The sequence below is a fragment of the Paenibacillus sp. Paensp111 genome (assembly GCF_059492195.1).
This window is the reverse complement of the sequence record NZ_CP168527.1, coordinates 1434319-1459267: the sequence shown is the minus strand read 5'-3', so window position 1 is coordinate 1459267 and position 24949 is coordinate 1434319. Positions and strand designations below refer to the sequence as shown.

7 protein-coding genes are annotated in these 24949 nt (G+C 50.7%); 2 read left to right on the top strand and 5 right to left on the bottom strand.

Features of this window, described 5'->3' with window-relative positions; translation table 11 throughout:
* Positions 1-4: 4 nt before the first annotated feature.
* From ACEN86_RS06690 to ACEN86_RS06675, 4 genes are read right to left on the bottom strand one after another with little or no spacing between them, the layout of a single operon-like run.
* Complete coding sequence (locus ACEN86_RS06690) at positions 5-10132, bottom strand: amino acid adenylation domain-containing protein (RefSeq protein ID WP_495633537.1); 10128 nt, start codon at positions 10130-10132, stop codon at positions 5-7.
* 18 nt (positions 10133-10150) lie between these two features.
* Positions 10151-11788, bottom strand: coding sequence for a type II CAAX endopeptidase family protein (locus ACEN86_RS06685; protein ID WP_495633536.1), 1638 nt, complete (start codon positions 11786-11788; stop codon positions 10151-10153).
* An 11-nt stretch (positions 11789-11799) separates the two neighbouring features.
* Positions 11800-13053, bottom strand: coding sequence for an ACP S-malonyltransferase (locus tag ACEN86_RS06680; RefSeq protein ID WP_495633535.1), 1254 nt, complete (start codon positions 13051-13053; stop codon positions 11800-11802).
* A complete protein-coding gene (locus tag ACEN86_RS06675) occupies positions 13053-22022 on the bottom strand; it encodes an amino acid adenylation domain-containing protein (RefSeq protein ID WP_495633534.1) in 8970 nt (2989 codons plus the stop codon). Before ACEN86_RS06675 ends, ACEN86_RS06680 begins: the two co-directional genes overlap by 1 nt.
* 622 nt (positions 22023-22644) lie before the next feature.
* On the opposite strand from ACEN86_RS06675, the gene ACEN86_RS06670 reads away from it, so the two are divergent.
* The gene (locus tag ACEN86_RS06670) at positions 22645-23328 is read left to right on the top strand and encodes a 4'-phosphopantetheinyl transferase family protein (RefSeq protein ID WP_495633533.1); all 684 of its coding nucleotides are present in this window, start codon (positions 22645-22647) and stop codon (positions 23326-23328) included.
* A gap of 85 nt (positions 23329-23413) precedes the next feature.
* Here ACEN86_RS06670 and ACEN86_RS06665 read toward each other — a convergent pair whose 3' ends face one another.
* Positions 23414-24004: a TetR/AcrR family transcriptional regulator gene (locus tag ACEN86_RS06665; protein WP_495633532.1), complete on the bottom strand. Its 591-nt coding sequence runs from the start codon at positions 24002-24004 to the stop codon at positions 23414-23416.
* 154 nt (positions 24005-24158) lie between these two features.
* Between ACEN86_RS06665 and ACEN86_RS06660 the strand changes: the two genes are divergently transcribed.
* Positions 24159-24917 (top strand): ABC transporter ATP-binding protein, encoded by a 759-nt coding sequence (locus ACEN86_RS06660; protein ID WP_495633531.1) that lies wholly within the window; start codon positions 24159-24161, stop codon positions 24915-24917.
* The last annotated feature ends 32 nt before the right edge of the window (positions 24918-24949 follow it).

Below are 24949 nucleotides of genomic sequence, written 5' to 3'. Positions count from 1 at the left end.
CTCCCTATAGTTCAAAATGAAATTGAATATCCTCAAGCGGGCTGCACGCATTTGCGTTAGCGCCTATTCCCGGAAGCAATTCGCTGAGTTTCGCGTTCGAGTCTTGGACCATCATGGCCAGAATCTCTTGGTAACGGTCGAACAGGTTCACGATGGTGTGGTCTGTGAACAAGGCGGTGCGGTATTCCAACGTGAATTCAATTGCGTCAGGAAGTTCCAGCGCCTCCAGCGTGATATCGAATTTGGCACAAGGATGGTCAAAGGGATACGCTGTAAGGGTAATTTCATCAGAGTTGATCTGTTTCATATTCACATTTTGCAAAATAAACAAGGCATCGAAGACAGGATTCCTTGTCCTGTCGCGCGGTAGCGGCAATTTCTCGGCTAACCGATCAAACGGATATTCCTGATGCTCGAAGGCTTCAATAACCGTGAGCTTATATCCGGCCAAATATTCGGCAATCGTTATTTCCTCGCGAATTTGGGACCTTATCACAACCGTGTTGACGAACATCCCTATCAGTCCCTCTGTATCCGGATGCGATCTCCCCGCCACATGAGAGCCGATGGCGATATCCGTCTGCGATGCATACTCAGCAAGCGTGAGCTGGTAGGCCGCAGCAAGTATCATATAGAGCGTCGTTCCCGTATGACGCATTAGATCGTAGAGCGGGCGGGAATCCATTGACCGAACAATTCGTCTGCCTTCCGTGCTGATATATTCGGTTCGTGCGTAATCGGTGGGCAGCGCCTTTGCCGAATTATACTCAGCCAATTGATTCAGCCAGTACACCTCCTGCTTGCGCATCGTTTCGCTTTCCAGGCGGTCTCTCTGCCACACTGCATAGTCCTTATATTGAACAGGGAGCGCGGGCAGCGTGGTTCCTTCATACAGTGCAATCCACTCCACAGCGATATTTCGAATCGACGCGCCGTCCGATACGATATGGTGGATGTCCAGCAGCAGCAGATGCCGATGCTCAGAGATCCGGCTGAGACCTACACGAAGCAGCGGAGCCTTGCCAATCTCGAAAGGTCGAATGAACGAACGCGCCGTCTGGACGATTTGATCCGCGGCATCTGGCAGTGGTTCGATAACAACTGGAACGTGCGGGTGCACCTTTTGCACGAATTGCCCGTCTACAATTTCGAAAGAAGTGCGCAAGCTTTCATGCCGCTCTACTAAAGCCTGCCATGCACGGGTGAACCGTGCTTCGTCCAGCCTACCATCCAGCAGGAACACACCTGGCATATTGTAGCTGACATCGTCCTCGTCCAGCTGCTGCATGACGAAGATCCGATGCTGACCTGAAGAGAGCGGATAATAATCGGCTGCATTGGCCTTCGGAATCGGCTGGAAGATCGACTTGTCCATCTGCTGCAGAACTTGCGCCATTTGTTCAATCGTCGGACTGCGGAATATGTCGCCAAGCTGGATATCCACTTGAAACTGTTGATGGATTCGAGCTACCAGTAGGGCAGCCTTCAGGGAATCTCCCCCGATTTCGAAGAAGGAGTCCCGCACACTGACCAGGCTGCGTCCCAGCATTTCCTGCCATAAAGCTGCCAGCTGGAGTTCCGTAGATGTGCTAGGAGCCACATAATCTGCCGCAGGCAGCGAATCAGGCTCAGGCAATGCCTGTTTGTCGATCTTGCCGCTTGGTGTAAGCGGGAACTGATCTAGTTGAACATAAGTGACAGGCACCATATATTCCGGCAAATACTGTAGAAGCCCATTTCTTAGCTCTCCTGCCGATATAAGTCTTGTTCCCGTATAATAAGCGCATAAATAGGCCTCATGATTAGGTCCTGTACGGCTGAGGACGATTTGATCGATGACCGCTTCCTGTTTCGCAAGAGCAGCCTCGATCTCCCCAATCTCAATCCGGAACCCGCGAATCTTCACCTGATCGTCAATTCGGCCGCAGTATTCGATCGTTCCGTCCGGCAGCCACCTGCCCAGATCTCCAGTCCGGTACAACCGTTCCCCCGGCTGAAAAGGATGCTGGATGAACTTCTCACGAGTTAGTGCATCCTTCCCCCAATAGCCGCGGGCCAGACCCGCGCCTCCAACGCAAATTTCACCGATAACGCCAATCGGCTGCAGCTGTAGATCCCGGTTAAGGATGCAGATGCTCGTATTCGTGATCGGCCTGCCGATCGGCACGGGTGCAGATTCACTGCGTCCTTCCGTCTCCGCTTCCCAAATCGTTGCACAGATGGTCGTCTCCGTTGGGCCGTATGCATTGAAATAACGCACATAAGGCGTCCATGTCCGAATCAACTCAAACGTCGTGGCAGAGCCGGCCGTGATGATCTTGGTCAGGGTTCGGAGCCTTTCCGGCTGCAGATGCACCGTGTAAGTAGGCGGAAGCGTTGCGGTGGTAATCTGGTGCTCATTCAAGAAATCCTCGAACTGGCGGTAACTCAGCAGATCATCCTTCTCTGCGAGCACCAGCGTAGCCCCTGTCATTAATGCCATGAACACTTCCCAGACCGAGGCATCGAAGGAAAGGCTTGCAAACTGAACAATCCGGTCAGCTGGGGTGACACCGAGTTCCTGTTTAAAGAACACCTGCAAATTCAGCAGTCCTCTGCCCTCGACCATAACGCCCTTCGGCTTCCCTGTTGAACCCGATGTATAGATCATATAAGCAAGATCCGTCGGCTTGGACACACGGTCCAGATTACCGCACTCCTCTTGATCGTAAGCCTCCGATACATCCAGCCACTCGCCTTCAAAATCGACCAGACCGGCATAACATGAATGACCCAACACGTATCTGGTCCCGCTGTCAGCCATCATATAGGCCAAGCGTTCCCGCGGATAGGCAGGATCAAGAGGCAGGTAGGCGCCTCCCGCTTTCAGCACAGCAAGGATACCCACAATCATATCCATCGACCGATCGGCCATAATGCCAACGATGCAATTCGCAGTAACGCCTCGCCCACGCAAGTAATGGGCCATCCGATTCGCGCGCTCGTTCAAGTCACGGTAGGTCATGGTTTGGTTCCCGAATACCAAGGCGATATGACCGGGCTGCATGGCCGCTATTCCTTCCACACATTCTGGCACGGTCTGATCGGAGGCATATGGCGTTGGACGCGGATTCAACTCCTGGAGCAGTCTGATCTGCTCGGCTTCCGGCAGCATGTTCATTTGCGAGAGGACCACCTCTCGATCCATCAAGATGGATTCAAGCAGCTGTACGAAGTGGCCTGCCATTCGCTCGATCGTACTGCGGTCAAACAGCTGCACCGCATATTCGAACGTAAACCTGAATTGGTCCGGCTGATCGATAACTTCCAGCGTGATATCGAATCGGCTCTGCCGAATCGGTAATTCGTAAGGCATGAACCTCAGGTCGCCCGCCTGCCGAAGCCAGCTGTCCATGTTCTGAACCACGAAGAAGACATCGAACAGAGGATTGCGTGAAGCATCACGCTTAACCTGCAGCTGATCAACAAGCTCTTCGAAAGGATAGTCTTGATGTTCAAAGGATTGCAGGGTATCGTTCTTCACCTCATCAAGGTAATGGCTGAAGGTTTTGTAGCCTTCAGGGTGCAGACGCAGAGGCAGCGTGTTCACGAACATGCCAATCATGGATTCGAGGTCCGCATGGGTTCTTCCGGCAACCGGGGAACCAATGATAATATCCTCCTGCCCGGTGTATTTGGATAACAGTATGGAAAAGGCAGCGAGCATGATCTGGTAGGTCGTCGTTCCAGTGTCCGCAGCTAATCGTTCCAAGCCTGCACGCAGGGCAAGGTCTGCTTCCAGATGAAATCTTGATCCATGCCTGATGTTATCGGTCAAGGGAGCCCTCGGCCGATCGAGCGGCAGATCCAGCAGCGGCAGTTCGCCCTTCAAGCGGTCCAGCCAGTAGGCTTGATGCTCCCTGTGAGACTCATGCTGCAAAGACTGCTGCTGCCAGACGGCATAATCTTTATACTGAATCGTGAGCTCTGTTAGCGGCTCTACTCCTTCATAAGAATCCATGATTTCCCTCGCCATGTTCATCATCGATACGCCGTCCGAGATCAGATGATGCATATCGATGAATAGCACATGCTTGTCCTTATCCGTCTGTAGCAATCCTGCGCGAAGCAGCGGAGCCTGGTCCAGCTCGAAGGGACGCACAAACCGATCAGCAGCCGTATTCGCTGTAAGATCATCCTTGTCCAGTTCTTCAAGTCTGAAAGGCACTTCCTGTTGGGTTCGCTGAACGGGTCCCTCCGCGGTCCAATGGAAAGAGGTGCGCAGACTCTCATGCCGCTCAATAATATGGCGGAATGCATGCTCCAATCTGCTTTTATCCAGTATGCCTTCTATCCTCATCGCGCCCGGCATATTGTAACTCGTCCCGGACGGATTCAGCTGATGCAGGATCAGCAGCCTCTTCTGGGCCGATGAAACGGGATAATGCGGAAGAATAGGCGCCTTCGGAATCGTAACTACGGAGCCGGATGGGTCCACTTGCGCCAGCAAAGTCCGTATTTTGCCTGCCAATTCTCTAAGAGTTGGATTCTGAAAAATATCTCTCAGTGTGATCGGAACTTGGAACTGCTTATGGATCCGCGAGGCCAGCGATGCTGCATGCAGAGAGTTCCCTCCTGCTTGGAAGAAATGATCTTCCAGACCGATAGGATGCGCCTGAAGCAAATCCTCCCATAGCCCAGCCAATGAACGTTCCGTCTCATCCGAAGGAGCTATGTAGACCGCCCGCTTCAAATCCTTAGGCTGCGCCTGCCTCGGCAGCTGCATAATCGCTTTAGCTGTATGATACTGAAGCGGAAGCAGGTAGGACCTGTGTGTCATGCCTACCGCATCGTTATCTCCAAGCTCCATCTCCCACTCTAAATCGACCTCAGCTTGTACGCGTTCTTCCTCCTGTGCGTCTACGGATGCTGCCGCCGCAATCTGTGAAACAGCCAGCGTTCCCGCTTCCATGCCTGAATCAGCGAAGACATCGGTTAATTCAATATATTCGACCGAATCAGCGATGGCCTCAAGCGGCAGACGATACAGCAGATGCTCACCCAATTGCCCGGCTTCCGTCCAACCAGAGGCAGACAGGAACTGGCGGAACGGCTCGTTCTTGGAACTTTGCCGATAAGCCGCCTGAATCTGTGTCAGGCCAAGCTCTAAGCTGAACTGCTTGAGAACAGACAGGATGGCATATTCAATTCGCCGCCCCAGAACTCTACAGCTTAGCAAGAATGTATCCACAGCAAAGGTATCCTGCTCTGCACAGCCGATCACCAGTCCTACGAGGCCATAATCGCCAAAGCGATCCCTAACCTCAACGGTCCAGCATTTCCAACCTGGCTCAGCCATTAATGCACGGAGCTCATCCTCCGTTCTGCGGATCGTACTCATGTTGAATTGGTTCGTCCGCTCCGTCAGCTGCGCAGCACGCGGAATGTGTACAGGCTCCAGTTCCTGCATTCTTACTTGAAGCCGTAAATCCCGCAGGAACTCATCTAACGAAAGCTCTGTTTGCTCTTTAAGTGCTTTACGCTGCTTCTCAGATCTGTACATCGCTGTACGATTCCGGTCTTCTTCTGTGCTGCGTGAGCGGTCGAAGGCCCAAATATGCTTCAGGAACGGATGAATTTGTTCTGGACCACCCGGAAGCTGAATCGTCAGCACATCCGGACAGTTCAGCATCACTTCCCGGCATTCTACGGGATTGTCATCAATGAAGATAAAGCTGTCCAGTCCCAAATTAAGCTCCTCGGACAGTTCCCGGAGATTGGCAGATTTGGCCTGCCAGTTTATTTTCCAGCCTACAAGATGCTCTTTCTTCAGCGGCATTTCGGGATGCGCGTCAAATACTTCCCAGACGTCAGCTTCGTTGTTCTTGCTGCAAAGGGCCAGCAGCATGCCCTGCTCACAGCTCGCGACCATCTGCTGTTGGAGCTTAAGATAAGGCTGCACACCGGATGCGCCGGCTTCCCCGCATACGCCCTGCCACAGCGTGTTGTCGCAATCCAGAACGATAACCTTGAAATCCGGCCTTTTCCATGACACGATGCGTCTTGCGGCAGCGGTCCCCAAGGCTGCATAATACTCATCCGTAAAAGGAATATGAGCTTCCTGGTTCTTGACCCTATCGAACACCGCAGGAACCTGGTATCTATGCTCGATATCGCTAAGATCCAGCAAGGTCACATGCTCAATTGGCGTAAGCATTTGCTTGAATCGCTCATTCAGTTCGCGAATATAAGAGATTACAGCAGGATCATAATCTTCGCTCGGCTGGAAGACAGCCACCCATACAGGACTCTGGCCCCCGAAGCTGCGAACAGCTTGGATGAGATCAACATAGCTTCTCTCTAACTGCTGGATCTGCTTGTCCTGGGTGAGTGTCTCTCCCCCGATCCAATCTTCAAAACGAATGAGTAGCAGATTAACTCCCTGATTCGCTGCGAGTAGACTATCCGGGCTAAGCAGCTGCTGGAACACCTGATGATAGGGAGCGAACGAGACTTCCGCCTGAATCTGGAATCGTTCACACCACCATTTGATATAATCCTCAATCGGTTCCGCCGTAAAGGTTGCGCTGATAGCAAGGGATACTGCCTGGTTGGTGACTTCGGCCTGCTTTAGGGCAGCAAGCGCCTCATAGTGAACCAGTTCCTTGCTTGGATCGTCCACAATAGCGGATATGATCCGCATGAATTCGTCTCTGAACCGGTGCATTGTAGTCTCGTCAAACAGATCGGTGCTGTAATTTAACACCGCATGCACACTGCCCTCCTCTTGTTCCCACATGTCCATCTTGAGATCAAGCATGGATGTATGCCCAGGAATCGGGTATTCCGCTACATACAGGCCTTCATTGCTCAGCAGCATACCGCTCTGCGAATTCATTTTGAATTCATTATGAAATACGAACATCGTATCGTAGACCGGATTGCGGGATGGATCGGTTATTAAAGGTACATTCTGCAGCATACTGTCGAACGGATAATCATGTTCATAAGCCCGGAGAATCTGCCCATGCACATCCTTGGCATATACCGGGAAGCTTGATTGCTCATCGATTCTTAGCCGGATAGGCAGGAAGTTGATGAACATGCCCATCATCGATTCCAGATCCGGATGATTTCGGCCCGAAACCAAAGTAGCGATAATCATCTCATCCTGGCCTGAAAACTTCCGAATTAACAAAGAATAGAGCGCAAAGCATAGAGAATGGAGCGTGACCTGATTCTTGGCTGCGAGTTCGCGCAGCGCTTGAACCTGCTCACCCGGAACTGTGAATCGCATGGACTGACCGTTAAATGATTTGACTTCCGGCCGCTTGCGGTCTGCAGCAAGATTCAGTACAGGAAGCGGGCTGGACAGCTGCTTCGACCAATAATCGGCACGATGCTCCAGAGCCCCGCTGCTTAATTGACGATTGAGCCAAACCGCATAATCCTTATATTGAATTTGTACCGGCGGCACCGGCAGCCCTTGATACAAGGCACAAAATTCCCGGATAAAAATGCTGTTCGTCACCCCGTCGGAAATGATGTGGTGCATGTCCAGCATGATGATGTGCTGTGTTGCCGAAATGGTCAGGACACCCACTCTGATTAATGGAGCCTCCGCCAAATGAAACGGCTGAATAAAGGCCTCGATCCGTTCATCCACCTGCTCTTCGGATGCCTCATCCAAGACTAGCTTAATCTCCAAATGCGGCAGCACACGCTGCATGGGCTCGCCATCCACGAAATCGAAGACCGTGCGAAAAGCTTCATGCCGCTCGACAATTTGGTTGACCGTTTTTTCAACCCGGGCCGTATCCAGTTCCCCTTCCACCTTGACGCAAAAAGGCGCGTGATGGCTTGTCTGAATATGATCCATCTGCTCCTGAATGTATACGCGCTGCTGAGAAGGTGTTAATGGATACCCGCCGGCCGGCTTGGCTGGAACCAGGCGAAATGCATCTGACTCCGTCTCCGTCTGGGCAGGCAATCGCCTCGAATCGATCCACTCCGCCAAAGACATAATCGTTACATAACGCAGCAAGTCTGCTATATCGATAGAGACGTCAAATTCCTTGGTCATGCGGTTGGCGATCTTCAAAGCCAGAATCGAATCCCCGCCAAGTTCATAGTACGTATCCTCAATATGAACCTCCTGAATACCTAAAATATCCCCCCATATATTAGCGATTGTTCGTTCAGTGATAGAATATGCTTCCGACTCTCTTCCCCGCAGCTTCACTTCGGAGATAGCCATTCCGTCATGACGGCTTGGAGATGGTGAAGCTGTAAGTGTGCTTACACTAACGTCCAGCCAGCAGCGCGTTCTCTCGAACCGATACGTAGGAAGAGAGATTCTTTTTCTGCGTTCTCCCGAGTACATGGAAGACCAATCGACACTAGCCCCGTGTACGTAGGAGACTGCGATATGACTTAGATCTTCAACTTGGCGCATTGGAGCTTTCAACGCTATTTCAGCAGCAGATAAAGCCGAAGAACCTTCTTCCCCCGCACTCTCTTTCTTGGAATCTCCGTAGTAGATCCTGAACTGCTCACTTGTATGAAGGCCTTCTTCCTTGACCTTGTGAAGCTGGTGCATCCATTCCTCTTTCGTACTGAATACGAACGCAAGCCGATAGGCAAAGTGTCCCCTTCCAACACTTGCGGTAAAGCAAATGTCACGGAGGCGATCCTCCGGCACATCATATTGGCAGTACGCATCAACCAGACGGCGGAGGGATTCTTCGCTGCCGGCAGATACAACAAACAGTTGGGGACTACGATCCTCATCCATCACAGGCCCCGCTTGAAATTCCTCCAGCACGACGTGACAGTTGGTGCCGCTCATGCCGAAAGAACTTACACCGCATCTTCGCGGGTGCTCATCAGCTTCCCATGCCGTCAACTCATCGCAGACGTATACCGGCGAATCAATAAATGGAATCTTCGAGTTCGGCTTGTTGAAATGCACGAGTGGCGGTATCTGCTTATGTTTCAATGCAAGAACAGACTTCAGAACGCCCATTAATCCAGCGGCATGGTCGAGGTGTCCCAGATTTGTTTTGACAGAGCCGACGGCAGCAAACTGCCTTTTATCCGTATACTTACGAAAGGCGCGGCTCATCGCATCCATCTCGATCGGGTCCCCAAGCTTCGTTCCCGTACCGTGTGCCTCCATGTAACCTATCGTGGCCGGGTCGATTCCTGCATGGGTCCATGCGCGAACCAATACATCCTCCTGGGCCAGTACATTTGGAGCTGTGAGCCCAATCGACCTCCCGTCCTGATTCACCGCACTTCCTTTAATGACGCCATAAATGGAATCACCATCTTCGATCGCCCTGCTCAGCGGCTTGATGACCAGAGAAATAACGCCTTCCCCGCCCCCGGTACCGTCAGAGCTGTCGTCAAAAGTTCTTGCCCGCCAATCGGAGGATTCAATCCCAATCTTGATTTCATCCAGAGGCAGCAGGTTGACCTTCACACTGCCAACAATCGCCGAATCGCATTCACCATTGCGGATGGACTGGCAGGCCGTATGCAAGGCCACCAGCGAGGAGGAGCAGGCTGTGTCCATACACACACACGGTCCTCTCAAATCGAGAACATAAGCGATTCTTCCAGCCGTCACACTGGTCAAATTGCCTGGAACTGCATAGGAGAGCAGCGAGAGATCCGATTCGGAGATCATTCGTTTGTAGTCGTAGATCGCGTCATTATTCAGACCAATGAAGACACCCGTCCGACTCCCGGCAAGCGCATCCCCTCCATACCCTGCATCCTCAACCGACTTCCACACCGTCTCAAGCAGCAGGCGCTGATTCGGCGACATCAAGCTCGCTTCTTTTGGAGACAATCTGAAGAAGGCATGGTCGAATTTATCAATTTCATCCAAGTAAGCCCCATCCATATATCCTGCTGAGGGGTTAACCTTTCTTCTTGCCTGCATGAAAGGATCCGTATCTTTCCGGCGGCTGTGCGGGAATTCAGAGATGAAGTCCACACCGCTGCTGAGGAATTCCCATAACTGATCCAGATCATCAACCATCGGCAAGTTGGCCGATATCCCGATAATGGCAATATCCTGAACGGATAGCTCTTCAATCTCAATGTCATCTTGGGGCTGCTCATCAAGCCAGTTCAAATTCAACATCCTGGTCCTCCTCGGGGCTTAAAGTGATACGGCGGATTGAACAGCAGTCTGAACAGGGGCCGAATTCGCATTCTTTTGCTCAATTTCTCTGCGCTTCCATAACCAATACATCGTGTAAATGATCACTACCGAGCTTGCCACCATCGCGATAACAATCCCCGTGGAGAAGGAGAGCTGCAATTTTTTCATCACAAAGTACGTGCCGAACAAGACAATCTCGTTAATAATCGGAGCCCAAATGGAGCGATACCACTCAAACAGCAGGCCGAAGATCAGCGCCCCTGCCGAAGCATAGATCGTGAGCGGAATATCCCAGTTGAAGAACAGGCCGCCGTAGATGATACCGGTCACGATGATCGACATCGGAACCGAGAAAGCAGGACGCAGCACATTATAGATCAATGCCCGGAAGTAGACTTCTTTGTACATCGAGTGAAGTATTAAGAATGCGATAAATACAGGCAGCGAAGCCGTCGTCAAGTAGTCGAACAGCTGCTGAAATTGCGGGAAATTATCGGCGAAATAAGGAATTTTGAAAAAGCATTGTACCCAGACTCCCATCGCCGCGCCTAAAATGCCCATCATTACTCCGGCCCTAGGAGGGATAGCGGAGAAGTTGCATTCGACGATCAGGCTCTTTTTGTGGATAAGCTTCATTACCAGATAGAACACGGCTAACGAAATCGTATCGAAGAAAATGAAACCAAGTACATTGTTCTCGCCCAGCCAGCCTGAGATAGAGCTGATACTCATGATATTGTTGTTCCAGATATATAGAATCGGGTAGTAGATGACAACGTAAAGTCCTGTCCACAGCAGCAGGTTGCCAATAACCTTGACATAAGGAACTTTCCGCTCTTCTTGTCCCAGCACAACCAGACTGGAGACGATGACGAATAGGCACAGAGCGATGATGATAAGCAGCGTGGAAGGCGAGAAGCTTTCAATTACTTCATGCAGCCCGATTTGTTTCGACGTAAAAATAAACGCATTCAGCAGCACGGCCGTCCATATGGTGGACAGAAGCGTCTTCATCTTCGTGTACATAATTCCATACATAATGGCGAGGAAGAATCCGGTAACCTGAATTGAAGGGCTCGGCTGACAGTAGCCATAGATGACGGCCTGTACCAGCAATGCGACGAGGAAAGGAAGCTTGCCGCGCATCATGGAGAACAAGATGCCTCTGAAGAAGATTTCTTCAAATAGCGGTCCGATAACGGCAAGTCCAAGCAAGGTCAGAATGAAGCTGTCAGAATTCATGAATAAATTAATGTAATCCGCCATGTCTGGGAATGTCGTCTTCACGAATGGAAGCTTCAACAGGCAGACGAACAGCAGTCCTGCCGCCATCGCAACATACGTGGAGATCAGAAAGTCTCTCCCTTTCAACCGGGAGAAATTGCAAAGCTGCGAGACCTTGATGTAACGTTCTTTCAAGATCGACTTTTTGATAAGAAAATAGACGGTAAGCAGCACAGTATCGATTGCAAACATGATGGAAATCCATAATGGCAGATTGTGCATCAAATATTGCCCATAGCTTCCGGAATTCGGAACCAGCACGTAATTGTGCAGAACCGCTACCGCAAGAAAGACCCCAGCCAGCAAAATGACTTCGCCCAATGTGAAAAAATACGTTTTGAATGTTCTCATCCATACACCCCTTAATAGCTTTTCGCCAAATCCTCTATGCTTCTGGCTGCAGCGCAGCCTTCAGCGTACAAGCGGTTTAATCTGCGCTGCTGCTCGTCCTCAGGCACCTTCTTACCGTTCATGATCTGCAAAAGCAGTTCAATAGCCGTCTGCAGCTCATCATCTTGCTCAGATGGTGAGCCTGCGCTGCGCTCCGCATGGGCATTCGCAAGCTCTGCCAGCTTGTGAAATGGCTCTGCCACTTCACTTGTGTACTGCTTAGTGTCATCGTTCCGATTCCGGCAGGAGACGGCATGCGCCAGACATTTTCCTAATAGATCGCCAGTAGAATACTTTAGTGCCAGGATCTTGGGCAGGTCATCTGCTTTATCCAGAGCGTAGGTCCTGATATTCCGCGCAGTTCGCTTGGTTAGCGTGGATAACGTTGATTTGGGGCCCAGCTCAAGCGCGTGGGATACCCCGCTTCGCTGCATATGTCTTACGGTATCAAGCCATTGGACAGGCTGCGTTAACTGCAAAGCAAGCCCCGTCACAATGGACTCCGCATCCGTATAAGGCTTGGCCGTGACATTGGAAATGACGGACCATTTCGGGATCTGTACAGGCGTCCGGGCCAGCTGCTCGCGGAAAGGAGCGACCGCTCCCTGCAGCAGTCTGCTATGGATGGGTGCCTGGATAGACAGGGGGATCGCCCTGCCTCCAAGTCCCTCCAGTATGGCAGCAAGCTGCTCCGTATCCGGCTTATAGCCCGAGATGACGGCTTGATCCTGCGCGTTATAACAGGCAAGATCCACAGGACGGTCAGGATAGTTGCGATTCCAGTTCATCACTTCCCGGTGGATAACCTGGATCGGAAGCTGCTTGCACGCAATCACCCCGCTCGCTATGTGATCGGCCGCTTCGATCATCAGCTTGCTTCGCAAGCAGACGAGATCGAGCGCATCGACATATTGCAGGGCCTCTGCCGAGACCAAGGCGGCATACTCTCCCAGACTATGTCCAGCCGATAGATACGGGGTGATGCCCACCTCCTGCATATAGACACGATAGGCTGCAACACTGCATACGAAGACAGCCGCTTGCGCAGTCACTAGATCCATGTCCTGCTGAAGCTTTTCGCTTGAGCAAAGGTCAAGGAAGGAGAATCCCATCCGCTCGCTCGCTTCATCGAACGTATCCCTGACAATGGGATACGTTCCATGCCAAGCCTGGCCCATCCCCGCATACTGGGTCCCTGATCCGGGGAAAATCAAGGCGATTTTCATTAGCTTCTCTCCACCTTCCTGTTCTCGCTTGCCGCAGCGGCCTCCATGAATTGAATTTTTCTGGCGAACTGCTGAATGACGGTACGAATAATACGGATATACTGGCTGAATAATTCTTTCATCTTCGCTTTCGATAGACGTTGATCGTTGTACTCACAGAGCACATAGATTTGGTCATTCTCTGTATAGTAGGAGAACTGGATGTCGAATCTGCTGCGATGCGCATCCCGAATGGGAACGCCCCCTCTTTGATACAAGAGTGGAAGCACAGCCGTCGGATATTCCCTGGTATTCACAGGCTGAATTTGCTCCAACTGCAGTTCTCCAGCTTGGCTCTCGTGCAGGGCACTGTGTACCAAGGACATCAAGTCTGCGATCTCACTCACCTGCCCCATTTGCAGCTCCGCTGCCTGGAACTCACGCAAGGAATCGGAATACATGATCGTCAGTTCCATGCTCTTCGTAACAGAAGCGAGCAGATAAGAGAGGCTGGCCAGCAGCACAACGTGCCGCTTCACATGCCCGGATTGCTCAAATTCGGCAAGTAATTTCGTGTCAAGCTCGCTTAGCTGCAGCTTATATGATGATTGCTGACCCATAGTCGTCTGCGGAACGAAATAATCGCTTGGCAGCGTCAGATAGGAGATCGGTGCAGCCGAATGCTGCTCCCCTACTTGTCTTATGAATGCCGCCAGCTTGGAAATAGTCGGGTAAGCGAACAAATCAGTTACCTGGATTAAGCCCGGGTAAGAAGCTTCCAAGCGAGTGTGCAGCTGCAAGAGCAGCAGCGAGTGCCCGCCAATTTCAAAAAATTGATCGTGAATACCGACGCGCTCCTTATTCAGCAATTCTCTCCACAACAGCGCGAGCTGTTCTTCCAGCTCGTCTTGCGGCGCGGTGAACGTATCCTCAGTCTCCGTAATCAGCGGCTGATGCTGCAGCTGTCTGCGATCCAGCTTTCCGCTTGCGGACAGCGGCATTTGTGCTACATACGCATAATGCGCCGGAATCATATAGTCGGGAAGTATCTGGGATAGCGAGGAACGTATGACTGATGAAGGAACCTGCTCCTTCATGACGAGAAAAGCACATAAGTACTTATTTCCCGTCCCGTCCTCCTTCACCAATACGGCGGCTTCCTGAACTTCTTCAATCCCAAGAAGATGATGTTCGATTTCACCAAGCTCGATCCGATAACCGCGAATCTTCACCTGATGGTCGAGCCTTCCCAAATATTCGATATTGCCGTCCGGCAGCTGCTTCGCCAAATCGCCAGTCCGGTACATCCGGGTGCCCGGCCGGAATGGATTGGCCGTGAACTTCTCCTCGCTCAGCTCGGGCCGGTTCAGGTAGCCTCTGGCGAGTCCCGCGCCGCCGATACAGAGCTCGCCCGGGATCCCCGGCGGCAGCAGCCGCAGCTGGCCGTCCACGACATACAGCTCGGTATTGTCGATCGGCTGTCCAATCGGCACGCTGCTCAGCGTCTCGCCTGCCTTGCACTCGAAGCAGGATACATCCACCGTAGCTTCGGTCGGCCCGTACAGATTAATCAGCTTCGTGCCATACCGCTCACCCAGGATCGATTGGAACCGCCCCACCTGGTGTACGAGCAGCGCTTCGCCGCTGGTGAACACATGCCGCAGACTCCCCAGGCGGTCCGTGGGCTCTGGTCTGGCTTCAAGGTACGCCAGGAACAAGTGCAGCATGGACGGCACGAAATGCATCGTTGTTACCCTGCTTGTCTCGATCGCCTGCATGATTTGTTCCGGGTCCTTCTCTCCTCCCGGAACGAGGAAGTGTACGGCGGCTCCCGCCTGCGCCCACCAGAACAGCTCCCATACCGATACGTCAAAGGTGAACGCCGTCTTTTGCAAAATGACATCCTCCGCGGTAAGCGGATAGGCCTTCTGCATCCACGCAATCCGGTTGATCACCGAATGATGCTCGATCATGACCCCTTTCGGGTTCCCTGTTGATCCTGAAGTGTAGATCACATAAGCCAAATTTCTTGCCGTGGCTGCATGCGGCAGATCACTGTCGTCACCTTGATATAGGCTTTCGTCGTTCAGCGAAATGTGTTCCACGTGTAATTGTTCATTGTTCAACTGTTCAGCGTTAAACTCCTCATGAGCAAGCTGATCTCCGCGCACCAGCAGCAGCTCGGCTGCGCTGTCTTGCAGCATGTAGCGGATGCGCTCCGCCGGAGCATCCGGCGCAATCGGCAGGTAAGCTCCGCCTGCCTTCAGGATCGCGGTAATGCCGATGATCATCTCAGGCGAACGGTCCAGCGCGATCGGTACGATGCTGTCCGGCTTCACTCCTAGGGCGCGCAGTACGCGAGCCAGCTGATTCGCTCTAGCGTTCAGCTCCCCGTAGGTGAGCCGGCTATCGCCAAAGATCGCAGCCGTCTGCTCAGGCCTGATCTTCGCCTGATCTTCGATCCACTGATGAATAAGCTGCTTCTCCGCGTAGGGCACCGGAGCTGGATTATGGGCTTGCAGCAACTGCAATTGCTCTTCATCCGTCAGCAGCCGCAAATCGCCAAGCCGCGTATTCGGCTCCAGAGTAACCTGTTCCAGCAATCGAAGCAGGTGAACGCCAAGCCGTTCTATCGTGTCTCTGCGGAACAGATCGGTATTATATTCGAACGTGAAGGAAAGATCGGTCTCCGTCTCGATCACTTCTATGGTCAGATCAAATTTACTAGCCGGATTGACCAGCGGATATCGGCTAAAGCTGAGACCATCCGTCTCCCATTTGTCTTTGATCCCGATATTTTGTACCACAAACAAGACATCGAACAGCGGATTGCGGTTCATTTCGCGTGAAATATTCAGCTTCTGCAGCAGCTGCTCCAGCGGATACTCCTGATGTTCAAACGCGGATAGACTATTCGCCTTGACCTCCTGCAGGAAGTCCTTGAATAACTTGGAAGCTTCCGGGTAATTGCGCACAGCCAGCGTGTTCACGAACATTCCAATCGCTCTTTGCAGATCTGGATGCTGTCTTCCCGACACAGGCGAGCCGACAATGATATCTTCCTGGCCTGTATATTGGGCGAGCAGCACGTTACACACAGCCAAGAGACACATGTACAGCGTTGTATTCGTTTCGTTAGCTAACGATTTGATTTGCTGAATGACGCCTGAATCCAGCTCGAACGTATACCGGTCCCCTTTGAAAGAAAGCGCCGGAGCCCGCTTCGCATCATGCGGCATTTCAGCAGATGGCAGAGGCTGCTGGAGCACTTGACGCCAGTAGGCCTCCTGCTTCTCCAGATGATCCGATGTCAATCGCCGGGACATCCAGTTCGTGTAATCTTTGAATTGAATATTTGGCTGAGGAAGATCTTCTCCCGCGTATAACTGAATGAATTCCTCCATCAGCACGATGATCGATATCCCATCCGAAATGATATGGTGCATATCGCACACGATGAAATGGCGTTCCTCAGACAGCGTGATGATTCCTACTCGAAAGAGCGGCGCCTGCTCAAGGTCAAATGGCCGGATGAACGAATGAATCGCCGCATCAACGTTGTCTACCGCTGCCGTGCTAAAGGTAACAGGCAGCTCTACCGTATGGGCAGCCAAGATCTCCTGCCTTAACTCGCCATCCCGCAAGCTGAAAGTAGTACGCAGCGTTTCGTGGCGATTCACAATCGCTTGAAATGCCTCTTTGACCCGTTCGATTTGAAGGACTCCCCTGATCTCAATGGCAAAGGGCAGATTGTAGGCCGTTCCGATCCCTTCCATCCGGTCCAAAATATATAGGCGCGTTTGTGCCGAGGACAGCGGATAATGGTCCTGTGACTCCGCTACACCAATAGGTTCATAACTGCGCTTCTCCGCCTGCTCAATCCAGCTGGCCAGCTCCCGTATGGTCAATCGATCAAACATCTCCGCAAGCGGAATTTCTACTTGGAAGCTTTGATGAATTCTGGATACAATTTGCGCCGCTTTTAAGGAATGGCCTCCCAGTTCAAAGAAGTCATCGTTCACTCCGATACGCTCCACACGCAGTACCTCTTGCCAAATATGCGCCAGGGCGTTCTCTATCTCATTCCCCGGAGCTGTGTATTCTCGCGTTATCGGCACTTCGCTGATGACATTCATCAGCGCTTTACGGTTGATCTTGCCATTATCGGATAACGGCATGCTTGGCAGCTGAACAAAGTAAGCAGGCACCATATAATCCGGTAACGTGGTCTTCAAAAAGGCACGTAGTGCTGCCGTATCTATCGCTTTATTGGCTACGAAATAAGCGTACAGATCGGCATGCTCACCGCCCGCCGTTTTCGCAATCGCAGCCGCTTCTGTTATGGCCTCATGCTGAAGCAGATGGTACTCGATTTCACCAAGCTCGATCCGATAACCGCGAATCTTCACCTGATGGTCGAGCCTTCCCAAATATTCGATATTGCTGTCCGGCAGCTGCTTCGCCAAATCGCCTGTCCGGTACATGCGGGTGCCCGGCCGGAATGGATTGGCCGTGAACTTCTCCTCGCTCAGCTCAGGCCGGTTCAGATAGCCTCTAGCGAGTCCCGCGCCGCCGATACAGAGCTCGCCCGGGATCCCCGGCGGCAGCAGCCGCAGCTCACCGTCCACGACATACAGCTCGGTATTGTCGATCGGCTGTCCAATCGGCACGCTGCTCAGTGTCTCGCCTGCCTTGCACTCGAAGCAGGATACATCCACCGTAGCTTCAGTCGGCCCGTACAGATTAATCAGTTTCGTGCCATACCGCTCACCGAGCAGCGATTGGAACCGCTCCACCTGGTGTACGAGCAGCGCTTCGCCGCTGGTGAACACATGCCGCAGACTCAGCAGGCGTTCCGCATGCTCTGGTCTGGCTTCAAGGTACGCCAGGAACAAGTGCAGCATGGACGGCACGAAATGCATCGTCGTCACGCGGCTTGTCTCGATCGCCTGCATGATTTGTTCCGGGTCCTTCTCTCCTCCCGGAACGAGGAAGTGCACGGCGGCTCCCGCCTGCGCCCACCAGAACAGCTCCCATACCGATACGTCAAAGGTGAACGCCGTCTTTTGCAAAATGACATCCTCCGCTGTAAGCGGATAGGCCTTCTGCATCCACGCAATCCGGTTGATCACCGAATGATGCTCGATCATGACCCCTTTCGGGTTCCCCGTCGATCCTGAAGTATAGATCACATAAGCCAAATTTCTCGCCGTGGCTGCATGTGGCAGATCACTGTCGTCACCTTGATATAGGCTTTCGTCGTCCAGCGATATCCGCTCTACATCAAACGGGGCATCGCCATCCCGCACACCGCCAAGCTGGTCTCCGCGCACCAGCAGCAGCTCGGCTGCGCTGTCTTGCAGCATGTAGCGGATGCGTTCCGCCGGAGCATCCGGCGCAATCGGCAGGTAAGCTCCGCCTGCCTTCAGGATCGCGGTAATGCCGATGATCATCTCAGGCGAACGGTCCAGCGCGATCGGTACGATGCTGTCCGGCTTAACTCCCCGAGTGCGCAGTACCCGGGCCAGCTGATTGGCTCTAGCGTTCAGCTCCCCGTAGGTGAGCCGGCTATCGCCAAAGATCGCAGCCGTCTGCTCAGGCCTGATCTTCGCCTGATCTTCGATCCACTCATGAATAAGCCGCTTCTCCGCATAGGGCACCGGAGCTGGATTAAAGGCCTGCAGTAGCTTGGACTGTTCGTCGCCTGTCAGCAGCTGCAACTCCTCAAGCCGCATATTCGGGTTCAAGATGACCTGATCCAGTAAGCGAAGCAGATGAACGCTGAACCGCTCTATCGTTTCTTTGCGGAACAGATTCGTATTGTATTCCCATACGCCCTCTAGTTCGAGATCGCCGTTCACATAGACATCCAACTTGAAATCTAACTTAGACGTAACCCCGGGCAGCGGATAATAGGCTGCTTTTATGACATCTGAGGCAATCGCTTTAGCAATATCCATTTGATTATGTAGAATAACCATGGTGTCGAACAGCGGATTACGCGAAGGCTGCGTTATGCCGCCTGTTAAAGCGACAATCTCATCAAACGGATATTGTTGATGTCCGAAATCCTCCTGCATACCTGTGGTGACCTGTTTTATATATTCGTCAAACGTAAGCTTCGCATTGATCTGAAACCGGACAGGAACATAGTTTACAAAAGCCCCCAGCATCTGTTCCAGATCGGCATGCTGCCTGCCGGCAACTAATGCACCCACGATCATATCCTCTTGCCGCGTGTAGGTATGCAGAAATATCGAATACGTCGTCAATAGCAGCTCGTAGAGCGACACGTTCCTTGATTTAATGAACTTCCGCAGCTGTTCAGCTGTTTCTCTAGGAATAACAAAACGGCTTGTGTCTCCGTCAAAAGTTTTTGTGTGCGGTCTGCTGCCGTCCAAAGGCATTTCCAGAACAGGAATTTCGCCCTGAAGACGCTTGGTCCAATGCAACCGCGCCTCAGACAGATCTGCTTCCTGTGACTGTTGTTCCATCCACACTGCGTAGTCCCGATACTGCAAAGTGAGCGGTGGCAATTCCTGACCTTGGTAGAGCTGCATCCATTCCTGCAGCATGATTTGCGCTGAAATCCCGTCGGAGCAAATGTGGTGAATATCTACCAGCAGAATCTGGTATGCTTCGCTGCCTTGAACGTCAATCAGGAAGCTGCGGATTAATGGTGCGTCGTGCAGATCAAACGGACGTATAAGCTTTTGAAGCACTTCTGTAACCTCATGCTCATTTGCAGTTAGTGAACTAATTCTGATCGCTGCAAAAGGATGTACAATCTGCCTGACATCGCCGTCAACCATAATGAAAGCCGTGCGAAGCGATTCATGACGCTGGATAAGTCTTTGCAGACTATGCTCCAGCAGGCTGACATCCACATCACCTTCGAGCTTGATGGCAAATGGCATATTATAAGCCGTCCCGGCGCCGCCGAATTGCTCCTGAATATACATTCTTCGCTGCGTCGGAGACACCGGATAGTGCGCAGCAGGCTCCACGTGGACAATGGGCACATATGGACTAGCTTCAGATTTTCTCACGAGATCGGTGATCGACCTGACGGTAGCATCATGACTGAAGCTATGCTGAGGAACTTCCACCTCAAATTGTCTGTGGATTCTGGCCAGTAATACGGCCGCTTTCAACGAGTCCCCTCCGTAATCAGCAAATAAATCCGTCACGCCGATCAGCGTTCCCTGTCCGAGCACATCCGTCCATAGTTCGGCCATCCGTCTTTCCAGCTCATCAGCTGGAGGTTCTTTCCCGGCTGCCTCAGCCAGGGAGCTAAGAAGGCTTTCATATTGCAGCACCTGTTCGGTGAAATCCCCGTTCACATACATCTCTGCCAGCTTGTAACGCTGCAATTTCCCGCTAGTCGTCTTGGGAATATGCCGGACAGGCAGAATACAGGTCAGTTCCAGACCGATTGTCCTGGAAATATGCCTTTTAAGCGCTACAATCGTTGCAGCATAAGAATCGCCGCGTCCGCGATGCTGAAGAAAAGCAACTACATCGTCTTTGCCTAAAGCCTGATTGGTAACTCCGCATATTGCGATTTTGCCGAGCTCTATGCCATCAACTTCCTGAGCCAGCCATTCCAGATCGTGCGGGAAATAATTGCGGCCATTTACAAAAATGATGTCTTTCTTTCTGCCGGTAATGACCAATCTTCCCTGCCGCATGAATCCCAAATCGCCTGTCAGCAGCCAGCCGTCTTCGGTGAAGACTTGCTCAGTCGCAGCGGCATTACGGTAATACCCTCTTGTAACATTTCCTCCTTTAATCTGTATGTTGCCGACATAACTTTCGCCAAGCGGTGTGTTCTTGTCATCGCATATCCGCACTTCGCAGTGGGCTATCGGATAGCCAACATCTACGAATCCAAGGCTTGTCTTACTTTCTGGTGAAGAATAGGTCACTTCCTTTCCAAAGGCCAACTGCTTCCGTTCTACATAGACAGCTTGAAGTTCCTCTTCCACTGGAGGAAAGGCAACAGCCACACTCGCTTCAGCCATACCGTATACAGGAAACATCGCTTTCTTTTGCAAATGATAGGGTTCTAGGAGTGATAAAAAGTCTTGTGCTAATTGTGGTGAGATCGGTTCGGCACCGTTGAATATATAGCGTATGGAAGATAAATCCCAATCGATGGCATTTTGCGGGTTAAAATGACTCATGAAGTGTTTGTAGCCGAAGTTAGGGGAGCAAATTTGTGTAATGTGATATTCGTGAGCTTTGTGCAGCCAGATGTGCGGCCTTAGCAGGAAAAGACTTGGCTGCATCATCCACTGGTCCATCTGTCCGACAAGGGGCGATAAATGAAATCCGATCAAACCCATGTCGTGTGTAAGCGGCATCCAGCTTAGTGACCTGTCTGTTGGAGCGGCTGCCGAACAGGTCAGGATAGCTTCGATATTGGTGAGCAAATTGTGATGTGTCAGGATAACGCCTTTGGGATCGCCGGTAGAGCCAGATGAAAATTGAATGAGTGCAATATCGTCCGGCTGTGCAGCCTGCGGGATTCCCTGTCTGGACAAGCTTGACATCATCTCGTCCGCATTCCATAATCGTTCCAAAAATTCCTGTGTCTGCAGATCCGGGGAGTCATGTCCCAGATGTTCAGTAAATGATTGAAGCAGATCAGGTGAAACGGTTACAAAAGGCTTCTCGGTAATTTCCCATACTCGCTGCACTTTCAAACGGTGTTCAGGCGTGGTTCCTACGGTGACCGGTACGGGAATGATTCCGCCGAGCAGGCAGGCCCAAAAGTAAGTAAGAAAAGTTCGTGGCTCCTCAATTTGAAAAAGGAGTTTGTCTCCGGGGCGTAAATCTCGTTCTTGAAGATGATACAGAAGCATTAACGATTCGTTGTAGAGCTGACGATAGGTGACTAGCAAATCCTGGTTTCGTTCAATAAAGGTAATCCCTTTATCCGTTTGCGCGCTAACCTCCAATGAATCTAATAACGTTTTGTTATGCATACATTGCCCCCTTATTGTTTGAAAGCGCATACTTAATTTAGGAAGTCTCTAGCTTGCAAGCAAGCTTACGGTGTGCAAAGGCTTGCACAAAGTTAGATTACATAACAGATCGTTAGTCCATAAATGCTAATTTTTGTATTTATCTTTATATTAAAGATAATCGAAATCTATCGTACATTTCAAGCAAAATTTATTAAAATTGCCTTCTTTTATGCTTTTAGAACTACAAAATTAATATACTTTTTATTTATTAGGTCCTTTGAATTAGTCTGGATTTCTAGATAGCTACCTCTATATCCCCTTTACAAGACATCGATTTGGCGTTATGTTTTTCACAGGAAATTCCAATTTCTTCTTTAATGTATTTTTGTTGCGAAAACGTTTGCATAACCCAAATAAATTCCATCGCCCCACCTGCATCTTAGCTCCTACTCTCAAGTTCATGTTCGCCCCGATCTAATTTCCAGGGACACTACCCAGTTCTGTAGTCGCGCTCACCCTAAGACATTCACCCACTAAATAAATAGAGATATGAGCGCTCACCAATATCGTCTAATTAGCGTATACTTTGAGAATGTACAGTAGGATTCAGGCTATTCATTTCACCCGGGAGTGATCAAGGTTGATAAAGGTATATGCTGCTCGGATAACGGACTTTCCAACAGAACATCTGGATTACATCCTGGCCGGACTCCCGACAGAAAGACAGCGCAAGCTCATGGGCTTTCGGTTCCTGGAGGATAAGCTGCGCGGTGTAATTGGTGATCTGCTAATAAGAACGGTGCTGACCCAAATGCTAAACTGCACAGCTGACGAATTAAAGTTCGGTACGAATTCATACGGGAAGCCTGTTCTACTGGGACAGGATCAGGTCGGCTTCAATGTTTCCCATTCTGGGGATTGGGTCGCCTTGGCAGCCGGTTCATCTTTACAGATCGGTATAGATGTAGAGCGGATGAATGCACTGGACCTTGACGTAGCCAGGCAGTTCTATACGGAGGAAGAATACAAATCTATTACGAAGCAGCATTCTCATGAGGATAGATTAATGCAGTTTTTTCGTATTTGGACAGCGAAGGAAAGCTATATCAAGGCCGCAGGTAAAGGAATGTCTATTCCGTTGGACAGCTTCTCCACCGTTGATGGAGATCTAATAGCCCGGAATCAAATAATCGAGGACAAGCCATGGTACTTTCGTACCTTTTTCATAGAAGAGGGATATTATATGAGTGCCTGTGCAGATATAGAAGACTTCGATGAGAAGATTCAAGTTCTGGAAGTTGAGTCTCTGGTTGGGCTGAAATGACAACCCTAATTTAAATATCGTCCTTGCCTTACCAATTAAAAGGTCAGCCAGTTGATACTGGTTGACCTCTTTTTTATGCAAAAGATCATTGAATCGCACTAACGCCGGAAAACGCCAGTGTGTGAAACATCTGGTCCATTTCTGCTGCGGAATAGGGCATATTATTCTCCATCCACCAGGTTAGAATAGACCAAAATGTATTGACAACAAAATCTATCGCAACGTCTTGAGGAGCCTTTGAGGCCTTTGAATCTGGAAGAATGGCTGAAATCTCTTCTCTTGTTATTTCCAGAAGCATACGTTTTAAATGGTATAGGACAAGAGTACCACCTTGTTTGCTAGTAACTGCTCGATATATTTGTTTATGGCTCTGAACATGCTGAAGCATTGCCAAACTGAATCCGAATCGGTATCCACCCCCCAGTTCAGTAGAAAGGGAAGAATGTATTTTACATTGCTCTTTTAGGAGTTCACGCAGTTGATCAATGTTGCCTAATAGCAGCTGTTCTTTATCAAGGAAATGTGAATAAAATGTGGACCGCCCTACATTCGCTCGATCAATAATGTCTTGAATCGTTATAGCGTCGTACCCCTTTTCGATCATAAGATCGAACAAGGCATCATACAACATGTTTCGCGTGCGCTGTACTCGTCTGTCTTCCTTTTTTTCGCCCAACGTTACACCCCTTTTCTGAACAGATTAATTCATATTGTTTCATTTGGAACAAACAGACCATCTTTGGTTATTGTGACCAATTATTTATGAATATTATAATCGAAAACGAACAATGTGTTCAATTATAAACATACTGTACAAGGGGGTTGGGCTTATGAACCAGCATAAAACAGCAAGAGAGCTTTTTAACAAAAAGTCATCGCAAAGCGACCTGATTATTTCACTAAACAGGGTCTCTAAAAAGTATGATACGCCTTCCGGTTCCTTTATTGCGCTAAGGAACGTTAGCCTGGAAGTCAGGAAAGGTGAATTTGTTGCCGTTGTCGGCAAATCAGGTAGTGGAAAATCAACTTTGATCAATTTGATTACCGGTATCGATGCCCCCTCTTCTGGAGAAGTACATGTAGCTTCTACGGCTATACACGCCCTGAGTCAGGAGCAGCTAGCAATTTGGCGTGGAATCAACGCGGGTGTTATCTTTCAATTTTTCCAGTTACTTCCTACCCTCACTGTTGTGGAAAATGTGATGCTGCCCATGGACTTCTGCCAAACCTATAAGGCGAGTGAACGTCGAGAAAGAGCGATTTCGTTACTGAACAAATTTGGAATCGCTGAACAGGCTGATAAACTTCCTTCTGATCTGTCAGGAGGCCAACAACAACGTGCAGCTATCGCACGCGCCCTTGCCAATGATCCCCCCATTCTTGTAGCCGACGAGCCTACCGGCAATCTTGACTCCCAAACCTCGGATGAAGTCATGCAATTATTCGCAGATTTAGCTTTAGAAGGAAAAACAGTTGTCATGGTGACGCATGAACGTGACTTAACCCGATATTTCACGCGAACGATCATTCTGGCCGATGGAGCTATTGTTTCAGAAACACCAACAACATCAGGGGTGAGTCAAAAATGATAAGCCCACGTTGGATGAAATTATTGCGTGAT